The sequence below is a fragment of the Lacticaseibacillus baoqingensis genome (assembly GCF_003946165.1).
Taxonomy (GTDB): domain Bacteria; phylum Bacillota; class Bacilli; order Lactobacillales; family Lactobacillaceae; genus Lacticaseibacillus; species Lacticaseibacillus baoqingensis.
Genome location: NZ_RHOI01000032.1, coordinates 13,589 through 31,044, shown reverse-complemented (window position 1 = coordinate 31,044; position 17,456 = coordinate 13,589). Strand labels below are relative to the sequence as shown.

Annotated in this window: 17 protein-coding genes; 7 read left to right on the top strand and 10 right to left on the bottom strand. The window is 50.8% G+C overall.

What is annotated here, in order from left to right; translation table 11 throughout:
- Positions 1–210 (top strand): hypothetical protein (locus tag EKM91_RS14115; RefSeq protein ID WP_225419515.1); only part of this gene is annotated, 210 nt, incomplete at its 5' end.
- On the opposite strand, the gene EKM91_RS11445 is transcribed toward EKM91_RS14115, so the two are convergent.
- From EKM91_RS11445 to EKM91_RS11425, 5 genes are all read right to left on the bottom strand, one after another.
- Positions 180–1,544 carry a citrate:proton symporter gene (locus EKM91_RS11445; RefSeq protein WP_125754054.1) on the bottom strand — a complete coding sequence of 455 codons (1,365 nt, stop codon included), beginning with the start codon at positions 1,542–1,544 and terminating at the stop codon, positions 180–182. The two genes, EKM91_RS14115 and EKM91_RS11445, sit on opposite strands and share 31 nt — an antisense overlap.
- A 21-nt stretch (positions 1,545–1,565) precedes the next feature.
- Complete coding sequence (gene ttdB, locus EKM91_RS11440) at positions 1,566–2,177, bottom strand: L(+)-tartrate dehydratase subunit beta (RefSeq protein ID WP_125754053.1); 612 nt, start codon at positions 2,175–2,177, stop codon at positions 1,566–1,568.
- Positions 2,174–3,100 (bottom strand): L(+)-tartrate dehydratase subunit alpha, encoded by a 927-nt coding sequence (ttdA, locus tag EKM91_RS11435; RefSeq protein ID WP_125754052.1) that lies wholly within the window; start codon positions 3,098–3,100, stop codon positions 2,174–2,176. The genes ttdB and ttdA overlap by 4 nt, the downstream gene beginning before the upstream one ends.
- 217 nt (positions 3,101–3,317) lie before the next feature.
- Positions 3,318–4,310 carry an AraC family transcriptional regulator gene (locus EKM91_RS11430; RefSeq protein WP_125754051.1) on the bottom strand — a complete coding sequence of 331 codons (993 nt, stop codon included), beginning with the start codon at positions 4,308–4,310 and terminating at the stop codon, positions 3,318–3,320.
- Between the two features lie 22 nt (positions 4,311–4,332).
- Positions 4,333–5,091, bottom strand: coding sequence for a sulfite exporter TauE/SafE family protein (locus EKM91_RS11425; RefSeq protein WP_164508560.1), 759 nt, complete (start codon positions 5,089–5,091; stop codon positions 4,333–4,335).
- A gap of 309 nt (positions 5,092–5,400) precedes the next feature.
- Between EKM91_RS11425 and EKM91_RS11420 the strand changes: the two genes are divergently transcribed.
- Positions 5,401–6,834: an ABC transporter substrate-binding protein/permease gene (locus tag EKM91_RS11420; protein WP_125754055.1), complete on the top strand. Its 1,434-nt coding sequence runs from the start codon at positions 5,401–5,403 to the stop codon at positions 6,832–6,834.
- 114 nt (positions 6,835–6,948) lie between these two features.
- On the opposite strand, the gene EKM91_RS11415 is transcribed toward EKM91_RS11420, so the two are convergent.
- On the bottom strand, positions 6,949–7,872 hold the full coding sequence (locus tag EKM91_RS11415; protein WP_125754049.1) for a LysR family transcriptional regulator: 924 nt from the start codon (positions 7,870–7,872) through the stop codon (positions 6,949–6,951).
- 110 nt (positions 7,873–7,982) lie between these two features.
- On the opposite strand from EKM91_RS11415, the gene EKM91_RS11410 reads away from it, so the two are divergent.
- The gene (locus EKM91_RS11410) at positions 7,983–9,131 is read left to right on the top strand and encodes a cobalamin-independent methionine synthase II family protein (protein WP_125754048.1); all 1,149 of its coding nucleotides are present in this window, start codon (positions 7,983–7,985) and stop codon (positions 9,129–9,131) included.
- Positions 9,132–9,231: 100 nt separating this feature from the next.
- On the opposite strand, the gene citF is transcribed toward EKM91_RS11410, so the two are convergent.
- The 3 genes from citF to citD are packed head-to-tail and all read right to left on the bottom strand — an operon-like array spanning position 9,232 to position 12,002.
- Positions 9,232–10,785, bottom strand: a complete 1,554-nt coding sequence (gene citF / locus EKM91_RS11405) for a citrate lyase subunit alpha (protein WP_125754047.1) — start codon at positions 10,783–10,785, stop codon at positions 9,232–9,234.
- Between the two features lie 12 nt (positions 10,786–10,797).
- Positions 10,798–11,709, bottom strand: a complete 912-nt coding sequence (locus EKM91_RS11400; RefSeq protein ID WP_125754046.1) for an HpcH/HpaI aldolase/citrate lyase family protein — start codon at positions 11,707–11,709, stop codon at positions 10,798–10,800.
- Positions 11,706–12,002 carry a citrate lyase acyl carrier protein gene (gene citD, locus EKM91_RS11395; RefSeq protein WP_125754045.1) on the bottom strand — a complete coding sequence of 99 codons (297 nt, stop codon included), beginning with the start codon at positions 12,000–12,002 and terminating at the stop codon, positions 11,706–11,708. Before citD ends, EKM91_RS11400 begins: the two co-directional genes overlap by 4 nt.
- Before the next feature lie 168 nt (positions 12,003–12,170).
- Here citD and EKM91_RS11390 point away from each other — a divergent pair, with 168 nt between their 5' ends.
- Positions 12,171–13,013, top strand: a complete 843-nt coding sequence (locus EKM91_RS11390; protein WP_125754044.1) for a LysR family transcriptional regulator — start codon at positions 12,171–12,173, stop codon at positions 13,011–13,013.
- Positions 13,014–13,018: 5 nt separating this feature from the next.
- Positions 13,019–14,053 (top strand): [citrate (pro-3S)-lyase] ligase, encoded by a 1,035-nt coding sequence (gene citC, locus EKM91_RS11385; RefSeq protein ID WP_125754043.1) that lies wholly within the window; start codon positions 13,019–13,021, stop codon positions 14,051–14,053.
- 73 nt (positions 14,054–14,126) lie between these two features.
- On the opposite strand, the gene EKM91_RS11380 is transcribed toward citC, so the two are convergent.
- Positions 14,127–14,531 (bottom strand): hypothetical protein, encoded by a 405-nt coding sequence (locus EKM91_RS11380; protein WP_125754042.1) that lies wholly within the window; start codon positions 14,529–14,531, stop codon positions 14,127–14,129.
- A 199-nt stretch (positions 14,532–14,730) separates the two neighbouring features.
- Here EKM91_RS11380 and EKM91_RS11375 point away from each other — a divergent pair, with 199 nt between their 5' ends.
- Entirely contained in the window at positions 14,731–16,101 is a 1,371-nt protein-coding gene (locus EKM91_RS11375) for an NAD-dependent succinate-semialdehyde dehydrogenase (RefSeq protein ID WP_125754041.1), read from the top strand.
- Between the two features lie 331 nt (positions 16,102–16,432).
- Entirely contained in the window at positions 16,433–17,455 is a 1,023-nt protein-coding gene (locus tag EKM91_RS11370) for a phosphate/phosphite/phosphonate ABC transporter substrate-binding protein (protein ID WP_125754040.1), read from the top strand.
- Position 17,456 lies beyond the last annotated feature (1 nt).

Sequence of the window (17,456 nt, the reverse complement as noted above, 5' to 3'; positions counted from 1 at the left end):
GCCGGTTTCGGTGCCTCAACAGGCGCCGCCGGTTGCTTTTTCTTAAAAAAACGGAACATCCTATGCCTCCTTTGCGCTGATGGTTGGCATCAACATGAAAAGCCAACCAACCTTCAGCTTTTCGCCTCATTTGTTGATTGGCTCTCACTAACAATACGCAGATCATCATGCTTCAATCGTCAAATTGGCAACATTCCTGTGATGGCATAAACGATGATGTAAATGAACAGGATCGGCCAACAATACTTGACATACTTCTTTTGAAAATCGACGAAATTCAACTCAGTTTGATCCGTCAACATATACAATGCTGGGATGACTGGCGAGATCAATCGGAATGACTGCCCGACCATCGAAGCCACAGCGGCTTGCATTTGCGTGATCCCAAAGTTGTTCATGACATTGGCCACGACTTTGGCGATCCCAAAGTAAAACGCATCTTGCGGCAAGAAGCAAATTGCAGGGGCAGAAATGATGGAATAGATCGGTGCCATGTGACTCCCCAAAGATGCTGGAATAATGGCAGTGATCCCTTGCGCAAGTCCGGTCGCCATCCCTGATCCGGTCAAAACACCGGAAAATACCCCAGCACCAAATGATGCCAACGCTGGTCCCAGTGCATCTGCAGCCACCGCATCTAACCGTTCATTGATCAAACTCACTTCGCGATAATTCAAGGTGACCACTAACGCTGTGCCGATCATGAACAAGATAGCCCCATGAGCAGCCCCAACGATCAGCAGATATAAGATCCCAAAAGTTAAAATCAGGTTGAACGCATACATCTTTGGCCGCTTCAATTCAGGATTCTTGTTGCGGATCGCGTCTTGCATGCGCTCCAGCATGGCCTTGTCTGGACCGCCGGCGCCACTGGCATCCCATTCAAGCCGACGCCGTTCTTTACGACCAAAATACCAAGCTAAGCCGATCGCAAATACTTCAGCGGCTAACATCCCTGGCAGTAATGACTTGAACAAGCCATTCACCGAAACCCCTAACGCCGTGGCATTAGAGATCGTTGGCCCGCCCCAAGGCAATTGATTAAAGATCCCGATAGGCGTTACGATCAAAATAGCCAAATACAATAAGCTCATGTGCAAGGAGCGATACAGCTCAAGAAACGCTGCGACACAGATGATGATCGTCGTGGTCGTATCCCCATTCATGGTCACAACAGTGGCAGTCAACACCGTGGCCATGGTGACCTTCAGCGGGTCGCCTTTGGCCTTGCGAATGAAGAAACAGCATAACGGATCAAAAAGCCCAACGTCTAACATCAGGTCAAAATACATGACCGCAAATAAGATCAACAAGCCTGGTGAAACCACGCCTAAACTGACATCGCCAGTCTTGCTATCGACCGAATAAAACAGTGCATCGGTGATCCACTTAAACATGTCACCAAACGTCGCACTCGTAAAGAGCACGATAATGACACCAAAAACAAGCGGCACGATGACTAAAGCGCCTAGGATGGATAATTTATTTTTGGATAACAACCATATAAAGCTGATAATCATCAGCAATGCTAATGCAATAATCATAAGCCTTCTCCATATTGATCACTATTTGATGAACTTGACCTCTTTGTTGATTATTGCGATTTCTTCTTCCTTGCGCCGGTTATATTCAACTTTTTTCTGTTCAAACAAATTATTGCCTTGCGTGTCGATCGAAACGATTAAAGGGCCATAGTCTTTCACTTTACATACCCAAAGCGTCTCTGGCATGCCTAAGTCTTTCCACTGGGCATCAACGATTTTTTCAACTTTAGTCGCAGCGAACACGGCGTTGCCGGCAGGGTAAACCAGATGCAAGGCATGATATTTCTTACAGCCGGCTTCAGTTCCTGGACCCATGCCGCCTTTACCAACGATCAGCTTAACGCCGGTTTGCTTGATGAACTCTTCTTCAAACTTTTCCATCCGCATGCTTGTGGTAGGCCCAACGGCAACCATTTCATACTGATCATTGCCAAGATCGCGAATGATCGGGCCAGCATGCAAGATCGCTTTTTTAGCAACGTCGACAGGCAGCGGCCGGTGTTCTTCGACTAGCCGGCGGTGCGCCACGTCACGGCAGGTGACCAAAGTCCCTTCCAAGTACACAATGTCACCAATGCGAATGTCATCAATATCTGCATCTTCAATCGGGGTGGTTAAATGCCATGTTTTCATAGTTCTACTCCTTTGTTATAAGGTAAGTCATAGTTCAGGTCTGCATCAAAATTGATCAACCCGCGACGATGGGACCAGCAGCCTGTAGATACTGCAACACCGATCGTCGATGGATGCCGCGCCGTATTGACCACGTTGACACCCATGACGGACTTGCGGCCACCAACCCCCTGAGGGCCTAAGCCAATGTTATTGATGCCGTCTTCTAACAAATGTTCCAACTTCGCTGCATTAGCATTTGGGGAAACCGAGTCGACCCGCCGCATCAAAGCCAGCTTGGAATTCATCGCCGCGGTTTCAACAGAAGTGGCCACGCCGACACCGACCAATAATGGCGGGCAAGCGTTGATCCCATAACTGGTCATGCGATCCATGACGAACCGGACCACGCCTTCATAACCTTGGCCTGGCATCAATACCATCGCTTCACCAGGCAGCGTGCAGCCACCGCCGGCCATATAGACATACATCTCACAACGATCAGAATCCCCGTCCAGATCTACGAATACGGATGGAATGCCGTTACCAATATTGAGGCCGGTATTATATTCGTCAAACGTCTCAACGGCATTATGCCGCAAAGGGGCTTCCTTGGTGGCCCGATAAACGGCTGACTTCAAAATATCATTGAGTTCTGCCAACAACGGGAACTTTGCGCCGACTTTAACAAAGAACTGCAGTGCGCCAGTATCTTGACAGCTGGGCCGCTTCATTTTTTCAGCGAGCAACTGATTTTCTTTCATCGTGTCATAGATCAGTTCCTGCAATGGATCGACTTCCACTTTTGCTAATTCCTTAAGCTTGCTGGTTACATCGTCTGGCAAGCGCCGACTGACAACGGCAATATAATTGGCCAAGATATCTCTCATTTGGGTGCCCTTCGCTGAGAAGGTCGGTTCTGCATATTGATATTTCACAACCATGATGGTGCCTCCTTGTTGTTGATGCCCTTAGTATCACAGTTGTGCCATGATTCATCTAACCCTTAGTCACCACGATTAAAGCACGGAAAATCAACTGATCGAGGGTAAAATTGAAAGCGCTGTCTCGATTTTAGACAAAAAAATACTCGTGGTTAGCGAGTATTTTGAGCAATAGTGGAATGTTTCACAATGGCAAGATGTCAAACGTTGCCTATAGTCAATTTTTGCGATTAAGCAATGGCCGCAATGTTGTCACTAAGTCGTGACAGCGAAGCGCATCTTGATGGAACGTACATTCATCACAAGGCGTCCGCTGTTGTGCCAATTGCTGTTTAAAGGCGGCTTGCACGGCAACTTGATCCGCTGGTGACAGGGCTTGCTTAAAGCCATGATCTTCTGCAAGCACCTCAGGCGTAATGCTTTGGCGATAGGCAGAAGGCGTCTTGCCAAAGTGCTTTTTAAACATCGTGTTAAATGCTTTAACTTCATGAAAGCCGTTTTGATAAGCGATATCGACGATCAGATCATTAGAATGGGTCAAATCAAACACCGCATGTTGCAACCGGCAGCGGACCAAGAATTCGTAGAAGTTGATCCCAAGTTCATTTTTAAACAACCGCGAAAGATACGCACTCGAATAATTATAGCGTTGCGCTAACTGATCAAGTCGCAGATCATCGGCATAATGGCGCGAGATGTACTCAGTGGCGCGTTTTAAAACGGGATTATCTTGCGCGAACTCGAAGGTCTCTGCTCCGGCGCTGAAGAAGTTCGTATACAAGCTGGCAGCGATTTGATAAACCGCCGCTGATTGCTGCAATCGCGTCGTTGACAGTGTCAATTGTGACAAATAAGCGCGCAACTGGGCAAATACGGGGGAATTTTTTTGTTGTGTTGTCTCCAAATGGATCTGGCCTTTGCCGATCTGCGCGCCTTGGCTGATGAAAAAACTAGGCGCAATATGCAACCGCACTGCGACACTATTCACTTGCAGGGCAAACGTTGCATGGCCTTTGTTGGAGTTGATCACGATCATATCATTGGCAAAAAGATGATGGCGATCGCCTTCGACATTGACTTCGATCTCACCGGTCAGCAACCACAACAGCTCGATTTCATGATGCCAATTATAATGATAACTGCCGATCTTATAAGTCAACACATCATAGGCGACATTGATTTTTTCTTGATACTTATCACCATTTTTCACCGTAGATGCCCCCTCAAATATGTCAATATGCCCGTTTAAATAAATATATCGATAATCCCCAAGCCGCAATGGCAATGATCACTTTTAAGATCTTTGTCGGGATCTTCTTCATCACCATGGGCCCGATATACCCACCGATAAAGAATCCGATCCCCAATGGAATCACCAACAGCCAATAGATCTTGACGGTCAATGAATAAATCACCACGGCCATTAAATTTGCCGCAAAAATCGCAAAATTCTTGAGCGCATTCGTCACGCCTAACGAAGTCGGCAGCGTGATCGTCAAAATAGCCAGCATCATCAAGCCCGCAGAGGCGCCGAAGTAGCCGATGTATAATCCAACCCCTAAAATCGCGATCCGCTTTAACCACCGGCTGCCTGGACCATCGGCCTCAACTTTCACGGTGTCTTGATCAGGTTTTTTGCCCCAAAGCATCAAAACCCCTGCCATTGCAACCAGAAAAGGCACCACGCGTTCAAAGGAGTCAGCCGGCAAAGCGACCAATAATAGACTGCCTAAGATCCCGCCACAAAGTGACCAAACCGTGACTCGCCACATCAACTGCCGGTACTGCCGCAACTCTTTAAACGATGACAAAGAAGACCCTAAACCGGTAAAAATCAGCGCCGCCGTGTTGGTCACATTAGCATTGATAGCGGGAATCCCAATGGCTAGCAAGGCTGGATAAGAAACCAGCGACGCCAATCCTACTGTCGTACTCAACAATCCTGCAGCGATTCCTGCCAGCAGTAAATAAATAAAACGCGAAATTGTCAACATCGTCCTCACCTCATCTTGATAATGACGATGTATTCATTATATAACAAGTTGATTTTTAAGATAATCTTGGCCAACCAATTATTTGGTTCTCATCATAAAATCGTTTTCCCGTAACCCAACTATTGTTTGCACCAAACCGCATATTTTCTATCCCTGCTCCCATCCATGTCCGGTTAGCTTACAGAAAATGTGGACACCCCGGCAACATTCATCTATTCTTAATACTGCGAGGCAGGAGTCACTCCAAATTCACAGTCTCCAGGGAGCAATCATATGAAAAAGAAACCAGCACTAATACTCGCACTCATGGTTGGGCTCGCGACGCTTTTCACCGCGGTGTTTGCCCAACCCACTCCAACTCAAGCGGCTGAAAAGACGTATACCTTTTACACCGATGTGGGTTATGCGCCGTTTGAATTTGCGGACAAGAATAATAAGTATGTCGGCATCGATATCGACTTGATCCATGCGATCGGCAAGGCTGAAGGCTTCAAGGCCACGGTGAAGCCAGTCGGATTCAACGCCGCAGTCCAAGCGCTGGAAGCCAAGCAGATCGACGGGGTCATCGCCGGGATGACGATCACCCCAGAACGGCAGCAGAAGTTTGCCATGTCTAAGCCGTATTATCCGACTGGTCCTGTAGCTGCGGTGAAAAAAGGCTCCAATATCCATAGCCTTAAGGATCTGCGCGGCAAACGCGTGGCCATCAAAACCGGGACGGCGGCGGCTGATTACGCCACCAGCATCCAGAAAAAATATGGCTTCACCACCGTTACCTTCGACGATTCCAACAACATGTATCAAGATGTGATCACCGGCAATTCCGTTGCCTGCTTCGATGATCAGCCAGTCTTGCAATATTCCATCGCCACTGGCATGAAGCTGCAGATCGTCGCCAAGCCAGAAACCGTCAAGTATTATGGCATCGCCTTGAACAAGGGCCGCAACGACGACTTGCTGGCCAAGATCAACGCTGGGATCAAAAAAGTCAAAGCAGACGGCACTTATGACAAGATCGTCGCCAAATATCTAGGCAATGGCACTGTGGCGTCGCAACAAAAGAAAAATGCCAAGACGCAAGAAAGTGATCGCAGCTTCTTCGGCCTTTTGAAAGAAAACCGCACGACGTTGTTAGACGGCTTGAAAGAGACCTTGTATCTGACAGTCGTGGCGATCGTTTGTGCCACGATCGTCGGGGTGTTGATCGGCTTGTTGGGCATGATGCCCAATCGCTTGGCCCGCGGGGTTTCAACGACTTTCGTGTATATTTTCCGCGGCTTGCCCTTGCTGGTCTTAGCCTTGTTCGTCTACACCGGGATCCCGAGTTTGACCGGCACCAAGATCCCTGCGTTCATCGCCGGGATCGTCACTTTGACCTTGAATGAAGGGGCTTATACTGCGGCCTTTGTCAAAGGCGGCATCGATGCCGTCGAGATCGGCCAAATGGAAGCCGCCCGCAGCTTAGGGCTGCCATGGCGCAAGGCGATGCGATACGTGATCTTGCCGCAAGGGTTGAAGATCATGATCCCCAGTTTCATCAACCAATTCATCATCACCTTGAAGGATACTTCGATTTTAAGTGTCATCGGCTTGATGGAACTTACCCAAACTGGGAAGATCATCATTGCCCGCAACATGGAAGGCTTCAAGATCTGGACGATGGTCGCCTTGATCTATTTGATCATTATCACCTTATTGACTTGGTTATCGCGCTGGGTCGAACACCGCGTCAACAACTAACGCAAACGTGCACCAAAAAAGCGCTAAGCAGTCGAAAATTTCGGCTGCTCGGCGCTTTTTTGGTGCCCAGTGAGTACTGCAAAGCCGCTTTGGGAAAAGCTGCACGGTGTCTGGTTAATCCGCCACGGTAAACCCATAGTTGCGAATGTGGGCTTTTAACAACCCTAAGTAGCGCTTGGCGGTAGCGCTTAACTCGATCTTCTTATGCCGCAAGTAGCCTAAGGTCATGGAATCATCGACATCCAGCGGGATCGCCACGATTTTTTCATCGTTGAGCTCACTGGAAATGATCCCGCTGGAAATCGTATAGCCGTCCAAGCCGACCATTAAATTAAAAATCGTCGCGCGATCTGAGATCTGAATGTGTTTTTGATGCGGCAAGGTACTCAAGATCTCTTCGGCAAAATAAAATGAATTCGTGTCCCCTTGCTCATAAGACAAATACGGATACGGCGCCAGGTCCGCCAAGGTCAGGCGGGCTTTTTTAGTGAGCGGATTATCACGGCCGACAAACACATGCGGCAAAGCGGTGAATAGCGGCGTGAATGTTAAGTCTTTTTCGGCGATCAACCGGCGCATCACGGTTTCGTTAAAACTGTTAAGGTAAGTGACGCCAATTTCTGATTTAAAGTGTTGAATGTCATCCAAGACGTTTTGCGTCTGGGTCTCGCGCAAGGTGAATTGATACTCTTCGCCGCCGATTTCTTTGACCAGCTGGACGAAGGCATGCACCACAAAAGCATAATGCTGCGCCGAGACGCTAAAGCTTTGTTTGCGCACGGTATCTTGGCGAAAATGCTCATTGAGCAAGTTGACTTGATCCAATACCCCGCGCGAATAGTTGATAAACTCCCGCCCGGCATCCGTTAAAGTGATCCCGACTTTGCTGCGGTAAAACAGCTGCAAGTGATATTCTTTTTCGAGTGCTTTCATCGCTTGCGACAGCGACGGTTGGCTGATAAACAGCTGCTTGGCCGCTTCATTGATCGACCCGGTGGCGGCGATTTTTTCTAGGTATTCGAGTTGTTGGATGCGCATAGGAACCTCCTTATAGGTTTTGCCTATTATAGCATCTAATTAATACGTATTATCTATTTTATCATCAAACTGTTAGACTGATCTCATCAACTTATTCGGAGGACACATCCATGACTCAATCTCGTTTCCAACTCGTCGGTTCCTTGCTTCGCCCGCGCAACTTGCTCGCTTATAAGGATCAAATCGAACACCGTGAAGATATTCAATACCCGTTTTATCAAGATTTTGCCGGCTACCAAGACACGGAAAGCCAAGCCATTACCCAAGTGATCAGCGAAGAAAAAGCCCATGGCATCGATGTTTTGACCGACGGCGAATATTCCAAGTCGATGTGGCATCTGGACTTTATTTGGGGCTTTGGCGGCATTGAGCGCCACATCGCCGATCACGGCTACACTTTTGAACACCATGACGGTGGTCATTTTGAAACGCGCCAAGATATCGCCTTGAAGATCACCGCGCCGCTGTCTGGTAACAATCATCACTTCATCGATATTTTCAAGACCCTCAAAGCCCAAGCTGGCGACACCCCGGTGAAAACCACGGTCTGGGGCGCAGCGCATGCCTATACTGAATTAGCCGTCTTCGACCATCTTTACGGGGAAGACCAAGTATATCAAACCGCAGCGGATCTTAAAGCTGGCTTGATCAATGCTTACAAAGAATTCTTGCGCGATTACAAAGACGCCGGCGGAGAGATCATTCAATTTGACGATTGCCTGTGGGAATTATTTGCCGATGACAACGACCAAAGCTTCTTTGCAGAAGGTAACGGCGGCGTGGCGGCCATGGCCGATGAATTCGTCGCTATCAACAATGCGGTTTGTGATTACGGTCATGAACTGGGCTTAAAAGTCTGGACGCATAACTGCCGCGGCAACTACGCTTCGCGGCACGCTGCTGGCGGCAGCTACGCGGCGATCGCCACGAAATTCTTGAAAGATCAGCACTACGACCGGTTCTTCTTGGAATGGGATGACGAACGCGCCGGCGACATCTCGGCCTTAAAAGCCTTGCAAGACCGGCCAAATGTCGAAGTGGTTTTAGGCTTGTTATCCAGCAAGCGCGCGGACTTAGATGATGAACAGCGCGTCTTGCGCCTGTTGGATCAAGCCAGTGCGATCTTACCCAAAGAAAACCTCTACCTTTCGCATCAATGCGGCTTTGCGTCTTGCGATGGCGGCAATGAATTAAGTCCCGCACAAGAATGGGCAAAGATCGATCAAGGCCGCAAGCTCGCTGAAGCTTACTGGGCATAACTGCCTGCACACTAAAACACCCTGGCGCCGCGATTCATAGAAATCGCGGCGCTGGGGTGTTTTTTTGATGCACCCGCTCAACTCAGCGTCTTGGTTGGCGTTAAAACGCAAATGGCTTGACTTGCCGCACCACATCCACGATCGAGCCATCACGGCCTTCGACCACCGCAACGACTCGCTTTTGCCATTCCAGCGGCGCTGGGGTGCCGACGAGCGCATAGGCTTTATCCCGCAAGGCTTCGATCGTCGTGTGCGCGATATTGGCCGCATCGAGTTGGGCAATGATATCTTGGCGCTGCGGATTGACCGCGATGCCATAATCGGTCACCACCACATCCACACTGTCGCCTGGGGTGGTGACGGTAACGACGGCATCGCACACCGTTGGCATCCGCCCGCGCGTCAAAGGCGTCACGATGATACAACACTTGGACCCGGCGGCGGTATCCGGATGGCCGCCTGGCGCCCCGCGCAAGACCCCGTCAGAGCCAGTGACGACGTTGACGTTAAAGTCCACATCCACTTCCAGCGCTGACAACACGACAAAATCCAAGTTGTTGACGAAAGCCCCTTTGTTGGCCGGGCTGGCGTATTGATCCAGACTGCATTCTAAGTGGTTGGGATGCGTGGCAAAATGTGCCACCGCCCCTTGATCAAAATCTTGGGTATCTAAGATGTAGTTGACCAAGCCTTTGTCTTGCAAGTCACAAATCGCCTTGCTGGTGCCGCCTAAGGCAAAACTCATTTTGATCTGCCGTTGGGTCATGTATTGTTCCAAATAGCGATTCACCGCCAAAGACGGGCCGCCGACGCCGGTTTGAAATGAAAAGCCGTCTTTAAAATCCGGACTGGCGGCGATGACTTTCGCCACCGCTTGGGCCATCATCAATTCCCGCGGGTCTTGAGTCATGCGCGCTTCTTTAGTCGCGATCTTGCTGGGATCGCCGACTTGATCGACCACGCACACCGCATCCACATCCACGCCGTTGATGGCAGCAGGAACATTGGGAAAATCCACTAAGGTATCGGTGACCACGATCACATGATCGGCATAATGGGCGTCATCGATGGCAAATCCCATCGAGCCGCAGTTGTTTTTCCCACGGATGCCGCTGGCGTTGCCAAATGCATCGCTAGAAGCCGCGGCTAAAAAGGCGATGTCAATATGCACCTCACCCGCTGCGATCGCCCGGGGCCGGCCGCCATGGCTGCGAATGATCGCCGGCGTTTGCAATTCGCCGGCAGAAATCGCCTCGCCGATCACCCCGCGCACCCCGCTGGTTTGCACGCCGGTGATTTGACCGTTTTTGATATATTGGGCCATGTTGGCTTGCGCATCCCCCAAAGACGTGGCGGCCACGGTAATGTCTTTAAGGCCGAGGTCTTCGATCAAGACTTTGGCCGCCATTGCCGCCACCTTGTCGCCATTGCGATATTCAGTATGGAACGAAAACGTCATCCCATCATGCGCCCCACATGCTTCACAAGCCGCCTTCAGCGAGTCAGCCAACTTGCTTTTTTGCGGTTTAAGCGCTTGGGTGATCGTCGGCGCGGCTTTGTGCAGGCTTTGACCGTCTTTGGCATACTTGCCTTGATACCCAGTGCGCCCTGCCAATAGCGCCTCTGGGATGTCACGTTTCACTGCATTTAACATTTACTCTCCTCCTCATAGCTCTCCATGATAGATGCCGATCGCTTTTGCTTGGGCTAAAACGCGCCGCGCATCATCGAAAAACGGGACATCCACCAGTTTGCCGTCGACGGTGTAGACCCCGATCCCAGAATCTTGTTGCGCGTTGAAAGACCGGATCAGTTTTTCGGCATAAGCGATCTCGGCTTTGGTTGGGGCAAAAGTTTGATGCACAAAGGCGATTTGGCGCGGATTGATCAAGCTCTTGCCGTCAAAGCCCAACTGGCGGGCTTGAATGGTTTCCGCTTCAAAGCCGGCTTCATCGTCTAAGTTCGGCCACATCGTATCAAAACACTGCACCCCCGCCGCCCGCGCAGCCATCACCACTTGCGAACGGGCCGTAAACATTTCCACGCCGCCAGGTTCGCTTTTGACATGCAAGCTCTTGCGCAAGTCGCCTGCAGAAATCGCGACGCCAAACAATCGCGTGGAGGCGGTACAGATCTCGTAGGCATGCATGATCCCGATCGGGCTTTCTAACGCCGCCATCAATAGCGTCCGACCGGATTCGACGCCAAACTCTGCTTCGGCTGCGGCAACGGCTTTTTCGACGGTGCGAACATCATCGGCACTTTCACATTTAGCGATGCGGATCCCATCCACGCCAGCGGCAACACACACGCGCACATCTTCTTGCCAATGCGGAGTGTCCAAGCCGTTGATCCGCACGATCACTTCGGTATCGCCATAATCGATGTTTTTTAAGGTGTTGAATAAGGAAAAACGCGCGCTGTCTTTTTGATTTTCGGCGACGGCATCTTCCAGATCCATGATGATGCTGTCAACACCATAGATATAGGCATCTTTTAAGAGATTCGGTTTTTGGGCATTCATGAACATCATGGAACGGCGAATGCGCACTTTTTTAGGAGTCGGTCTGTTGATCATGCCAACACCTCCCAAGCAATACCGGCGGCGCTTTGGTCCGCGCTGCGATAAATGGCTGCTTCGATGCGGGCTTTTAAGGTACAATCCAACGCCCCTTTATCTACGATCTCAATGGTCCCGCGCTCGACTGCCAGCCGTTTTAAAGTTTGTTCGGCGACGGCCTTGATCTGGCGGCCATATTGATTCAACACACTGCTGGAGATGTGCAACGATAATTCTGGCGCTGGGCGCACGGTGACTTGGGCATCACTGGACTCCAAGGTACCAGCGATGGCTTCATGTTTGATTTGCATGTGATTTCCTCCTTCTTGAGCCACTTTCATCTAACAACGCCTTAAGCCGGAAGTAAAAGTCCGAAAATGCATTGCCCACCACGCTGATTTGGCATACCCCAAGCACCAAAATCAGGGCCAAAATGCGGTATACTGCATTTAAGCTATGAACGAAAGGAATGATGAGCCGTGGATGAACACGATTTCACCTTATTGCTGACCTTGGCGCAGACTTTAAACATCACCCATGCCGCAGAACGGCTTTATCAGTCGCAATCGTCGCTTTCCAAGCGGCTGATCGCCATCGAAAACCAGCTGGGTACGACCTTGTTCATCCGCGATCGCAAAGGGATCCATTTGACCGCTGCCGGAGATATCGCGATTCGCCGGATCCAAGCCGCGCAACATGAACTCAGCGAAATGCATCGGGAGTTAGCCCTAGCCAAGCACGTGATCGCCGGCCATATTCGCTTAGGCGTTTCGATCAATTACGCCCACTACGCTTTGCCGGATGTGTTGGCCGAGTTCATGGCCGCTTACCCGCAAGTGGCCGTGCATGTCACCAGCGGCGATTCGCGCGCCTTGTATCAGCAGTTATTAGCAGGCAATTTAGAAATGGCGATCTTACGCGGCAATTTTGCCTGGCCTGGAGTCAAAGTCCTCTTGCAGCGCGAAGCGATCTGCGTGATCAAGCCGCCGCATGCCGCTTCTGACTTGCCTTACATTGGCCGCAAAACCGACTTGCCGATGGTGCATCAAATCAACCAATGGTTCAAAGAACAAGGCCTCACTCACGCTGCCCCGGTTCAATATGTCGATGACTTAACGACTTGCGTGGCGCTGGTGCAGCGCGGGCGCGGCTGGGCGTTGGTCCCAGAGATCGCCTTAGGCCGCTTTACCGGCAGCATCACGCCGGCACATTTTGCCAATGGCGAACCGTTTCAACGTGCCACTTATGTGATGCTGCCTAGTGCGCTGGCTGCCCAGCCGCAGCTGCAAGCTTTCCTGCAAACCTTGACTACAAAGGAGTGAGTGCGATGCCGCCAGAAATTATCACGATCTACCCGACCGACCAAGCCGGGTTAGCCCTAGTCGATGGTTTATTAGCCGCTGAAGGCATCAAGCGCGACCCTCATCTGGACTATACCTGTGCGGTGATGCAAAATGATTCGATCCTGGCTTCTGGCAGTCTTTTCAAGAACACCTTGCGCTGCGTCGCCGTTAGCAGCGCGCATCAAGGCGAAGGCCTCATGAACCTGCTGGTGTCGCATTTGATCGCAACGGCCCAAAGCCGCGGATATACGCATTTGTTTGTGTACACCAAAGTCAAAGCCGCCAAGCACTTTGCCGATTTGGGCTTTCATGAAATCGCCCGGGTAGCCGATCAATTAGTCTTCTTAGAAAACCGCCGCGACGGCTTTGCCCAATATTGCCAAGCGCTCACCGCCAGTCCCAAGCGGCCGGCTGCGGCGATCATCATGAATGCCAACCCATTTTCCAATGGCCATCGGTATTTGCTGGCGCAAGCCGCCAAAGCCAATGCCGTGGTGCATCTGTTCATGGTGTCTGATGCCGCCAGCTTCATCCCTTACGCGGTGCGCAAACAATTGATCTTGGCAGGCATCGCCGATCTGCCCAACGTGATCCCGCATGATACCGGGGATTATCTGATTTCCAGTGCGACATTTCCAAGTTACTTTTTAAAAGCACCCGCCGTGGTGATCCGCACCCAAGCGCAATTAGACACGGCACTGTTTATTCAAATCGCGCACACCTTAGGAATCTCTCGCCGCTATGTCGGCACCGAACCCACCAGTACCGTCACCAGCATGTATAATGACGTCTTAAAACAAACCCTGCCTCAACACGGGATCGCCTTAAGCGTGGTGCCGCGCTTGACGCAAGCCGGCCAACCGATCAGCGCTTCGGCGATCCGCCAAGCCTTGCATGATGGGCAGCTGGAAAAGATCCGCCCTTGGGTCCCAGAAACGACTTACGCCTTTTTCAACAGTGCCCCAGGCCAAGCGGTAATCGCCAAACTCCAAGCGGCCGCTGCCGTTAAACACTACTGATAGGCATCAAAAAAACGCGACCAGACCTGTGCGTCTAGTCGCGTTTTTGGCATAAATGCGCGCGTGGTTGGGGTCATTCATGGGTGTTTGGCAACGGCCCAAAATGCTGCCGCAAGTCGGCTAACAGGGCCTGGTGGATTTTAAAGCTATCCTCGGCAAAGTGAATATGTTGATGCTGATCATAACAAAATGCCGTGATCGGCTCGTGCATGATCGCTGCCAAGCGGCTAGGAGACAAATCAAACCAGCGCACATACGCATCAAATAACAACAGCACCCAACACACCCGCGACACAAATAAGCCGACCGCCAGCCAATAAGCCGCCCCAAATACATACAGCCAAGGAAAAGCCGCCGCGATCACGGCATGATCGCCCCAATGACTTTGCACCGCATAAAACGCCCACGTCGTCAGCGCCCCGCCGCTGACGACGATCAATAACGTCTCGCCGAGCGTTATTAACCAAATTTTAATCATACCCTCATGCCTCCATTTGTTCCCAGTGTACCAAAGAAAACGCTTGCTGTGGGCATTTGTGAATAAGTTAATTTCCGTGATATTGCCAGTTTTTAAGTCATTTCGCCCCAAAAAGGGTACCAATTGCGTTACAATGTCCTTGTAACCGCAATCATCTTTGATCCGGCGCAAGGCCGGATCGCCCAAGGAGGAATCGTTCATGGCTTATAAAACCATTAACCCCTATACTAATGAAACATTGAAGACCTATCCTAACGCAACAGATGCTGACCTGGAAGCCGCTTTGGCCACCGGCCACAAGTTGTATCAACAGTGGCGGCAAGAAACCCCAGCCAGCCGCCAGCCGGTCTTGCACAAAGTCGCAGAATTGATGCGGGCAGAAAAGACGCCGCTGGCGGAAACCATTACCAAAGAAATGGGCAAGCTGATCGGTGAAGCAGAAGCCGAAGTCGATCTTTGTGCCGATATCGCTGATTACTTTGCCGATCATGGTGCCGAATTCTTAGCCCCAACGCCTTTGCCGACAGATGCTGGCAAAGCCTATTACATCAAACAAGCCGTCGGCGTTTTGGTGATGGTCGAACCATGGAACTTCCCATATTATCAGATCATGCGTGTCTTTGCGCCAAATTACATCGTCGGCAACCCAATGATCTTAAAGCACGCGTCTAACACTCCTAGTTGTGCCGCTGCTTTTGCTGACATCGTCGCTCGTGCTGGCGCGCCTGAAGGCAGTTTGACCAACTTGTTCATCAGCTATGATCAAGTCAGTGCAGCCATTGCCGATCCGCGCGTTGCCGGAGTCGCTTTAACCGGTTCTGAACGCGGCGGGGCTGCCGTGGCGCAAGAAGCCGGGGCCAACTTGAAGAAGTCGACGATGGAACTAGGCGGCAACGATGCCTTCATCATTTTAGATGATGCTGATTGGGACAAAGTCAAAGCCTTAGCCGTCGATGCGCGCTTATTCAACGCCGGCCAAGTTTGCTCGGCTTCCAAGCGCTTCATCGTCATGGCAGACAAGTATGACGAATTCGTCGACTTCATGAAGACTGAATTCGCTAAGGTCCGCCCTGGTGACCCGCTGGATCGCAATACCACCTTGGCGCCGCTGTCTTCTGCCAGTGCCAAGACAAAGTTGGAAAAGCAAGTTGCCGATGCCGTCGCTGCAGGTGCCACGGTCGCTTACGGCAACGAACCCGTCGACTTGCCCGGGCAATTCTTCCCAGCCACGATCTTAACGGACATCACCAAAGACAATCCGGCCTACAATCAAGAAATGTTCGGCCCAGTTGCGGCAATCTATAAAGCCAACACCGAAGCCGAAGCGATCGCTTTGGCCAATGATTCCAGCTATGGCTTAGGCTCTACCGTCTTTTCTAAAGACCCTGAACACGCCGATGCTGTCGCGCGCCAAATCGAAGCCGGGATGACTACGATCAACCGTGCTTGGATCACCGCCCCAGAACTGCCATTTGGCGGCGTTAAGAATTCCGGTTACGGCCGGGAATTATATCAACTGGGCTTGGATGCTTTCGTCAATGAGCATTTGATCTTGAATGCAGAAGCCTAGTCTTTTCATTACAGTTTTGATATTCGTATTATCTTTTCAGAAAATGACGACACGCTTTCGGGTTCGTGGTAAGCTATAGATGTGGTCCGTAATCTGCCACGCAACACTAAATTCGTCATTTCATGCGCGCCGCCTCCGAGTTCGGAGGTGGCGTTTTTTTGTGTCCACGGGCAAGCCTCACCACAAACTGGCGGTTTTATAAGCAAATCGATTAAATTTACAGCCTAAACCAAAGCCTCACCGAATCGATACAGACGGTGGGGCGTTTTTTTACAACCGGCAGGTATCGTAGGGATTGTTCCAGAAAACAGACACCAAAAGGAGATTGATCATGAAAAAGTCACCACTCGCCCTTGCGGCACTCGCATTATTGACCACCGGGGTTTTAGCCGGCTGCTCAACGAAAAAGGCTGCTGCTGAAGACAAGAAACCTTTGACCATGGTATTTTATCCCAATGAAAGTGCCAAATCCTTCGCCCCTTCGCGTAAAGCCTTGCAAAAGCAGCTTGAAAAAGCCACTGGGCGCACGGTCAAGATGCAAACGACGACTGACTATAACGTGGCCATCCAAGCCTTAGCTTCTGGTAAAGCCCAACTGGCCACCTTTGGCGCCAGCGGGTATATCCACGCCCACAAACTCAACAAAAACGTGGTGCCGATCGCGGCGATCTCTGGCCCTAAAGGCACCTTAGAAGGCGCGTCATACCGCTCATACTTAATGGTCCCAACAGACAAAGCGGCGCAATACAAAGTCGGTGACAAATACAATGTTGCCAAGCTCAAAGGCGGCCGCTTCAGCTTTGTTTCCAACACCTCGACTTCTGGCTTCGTGATCCCGAGTGCCAGCTTGAGCCGCGCATTTGGCGTCAAGGACACGCACCAATTAGAAAAGCCTGGCAAGTACTTCTCTAAAGTGATGTACGGCGGATCGCACCAAGGCAGTGCCGTCAACTTATTCAAAGGCGACGTGGATGCCGCAGCGTTTGATGATACCGACTTGCGCCCATATTTGGATGTGACTAAAGGCGATTATGACCATGCCGGCTCTGAATTCACCGTCAAAAACAACGCCCCAGAACCTTTCCAAGGCTTAGCCGGCAAGAAATCTACGGCCATCGCCGTACTGCCGGTACAACGCGAACCTTGGGCCGTTAACACCAAGGCCTTAGACAAAGCCACAGTCGCAAAGCTCAAGAAGCTCTTTTTCTCCAAGCAATTCAACAATGATAAAGACCTCTTCTCCCCTGAAGGCGCCAAGAACCCGAAGCTGTTCATCAAAGCGACCCCAGAAACCAAGCTGGTGCCGGTCGATGATGACTGGTACAAGCCAACTCACGAACTGATTGGGATGTAAT

Coding starts and splice junctions, on each gene's coding strand:
- EKM91_RS11445 (WP_125754054.1), bottom strand. CDS start 1,544: ATGATTATTGCATTAGCATTGCTGATGATTATCAGCTTTATATGGTTG.
- ttdB (WP_125754053.1), bottom strand. CDS start 2,177: ATGAAAACATGGCATTTAACCACCCCGATTGAAGATGCAGATATTGAT.
- ttdA (WP_125754052.1), bottom strand. CDS start 3,100: ATGGTTGTGAAATATCAATATGCAGAACCGACCTTCTCAGCGAAGGGC.
- EKM91_RS11420 (WP_125754055.1), top strand. CDS start 5,401: ATGGTTGGGCTCGCGACGCTTTTCACCGCGGTGTTTGCCCAACCCACT.
- EKM91_RS11415 (WP_125754049.1), bottom strand. CDS start 7,872: ATGCGCATCCAACAACTCGAATACCTAGAAAAAATCGCCGCCACCGGG.
- EKM91_RS11410 (WP_125754048.1), top strand. CDS start 7,983: ATGACTCAATCTCGTTTCCAACTCGTCGGTTCCTTGCTTCGCCCGCGC.
- citF (WP_125754047.1), bottom strand. CDS start 10,785: ATGTTAAATGCAGTGAAACGTGACATCCCAGAGGCGCTATTGGCAGGG.
- EKM91_RS11400 (WP_125754046.1), bottom strand. CDS start 11,709: ATGATCAACAGACCGACTCCTAAAAAAGTGCGCATTCGCCGTTCCATG.
- citD (WP_125754045.1), bottom strand. CDS start 12,002: ATGCAAATCAAACATGAAGCCATCGCTGGTACCTTGGAGTCCAGTGAT.
- citC (WP_125754043.1), top strand. CDS start 13,019: ATGCCGCCAGAAATTATCACGATCTACCCGACCGACCAAGCCGGGTTA.
- EKM91_RS11380 (WP_125754042.1), bottom strand. CDS start 14,531: ATGATTAAAATTTGGTTAATAACGCTCGGCGAGACGTTATTGATCGTC.
- EKM91_RS11375 (WP_125754041.1), top strand. CDS start 14,731: ATGGCTTATAAAACCATTAACCCCTATACTAATGAAACATTGAAGACC.
- EKM91_RS11370 (WP_125754040.1), top strand. CDS start 16,433: ATGAAAAAGTCACCACTCGCCCTTGCGGCACTCGCATTATTGACCACC.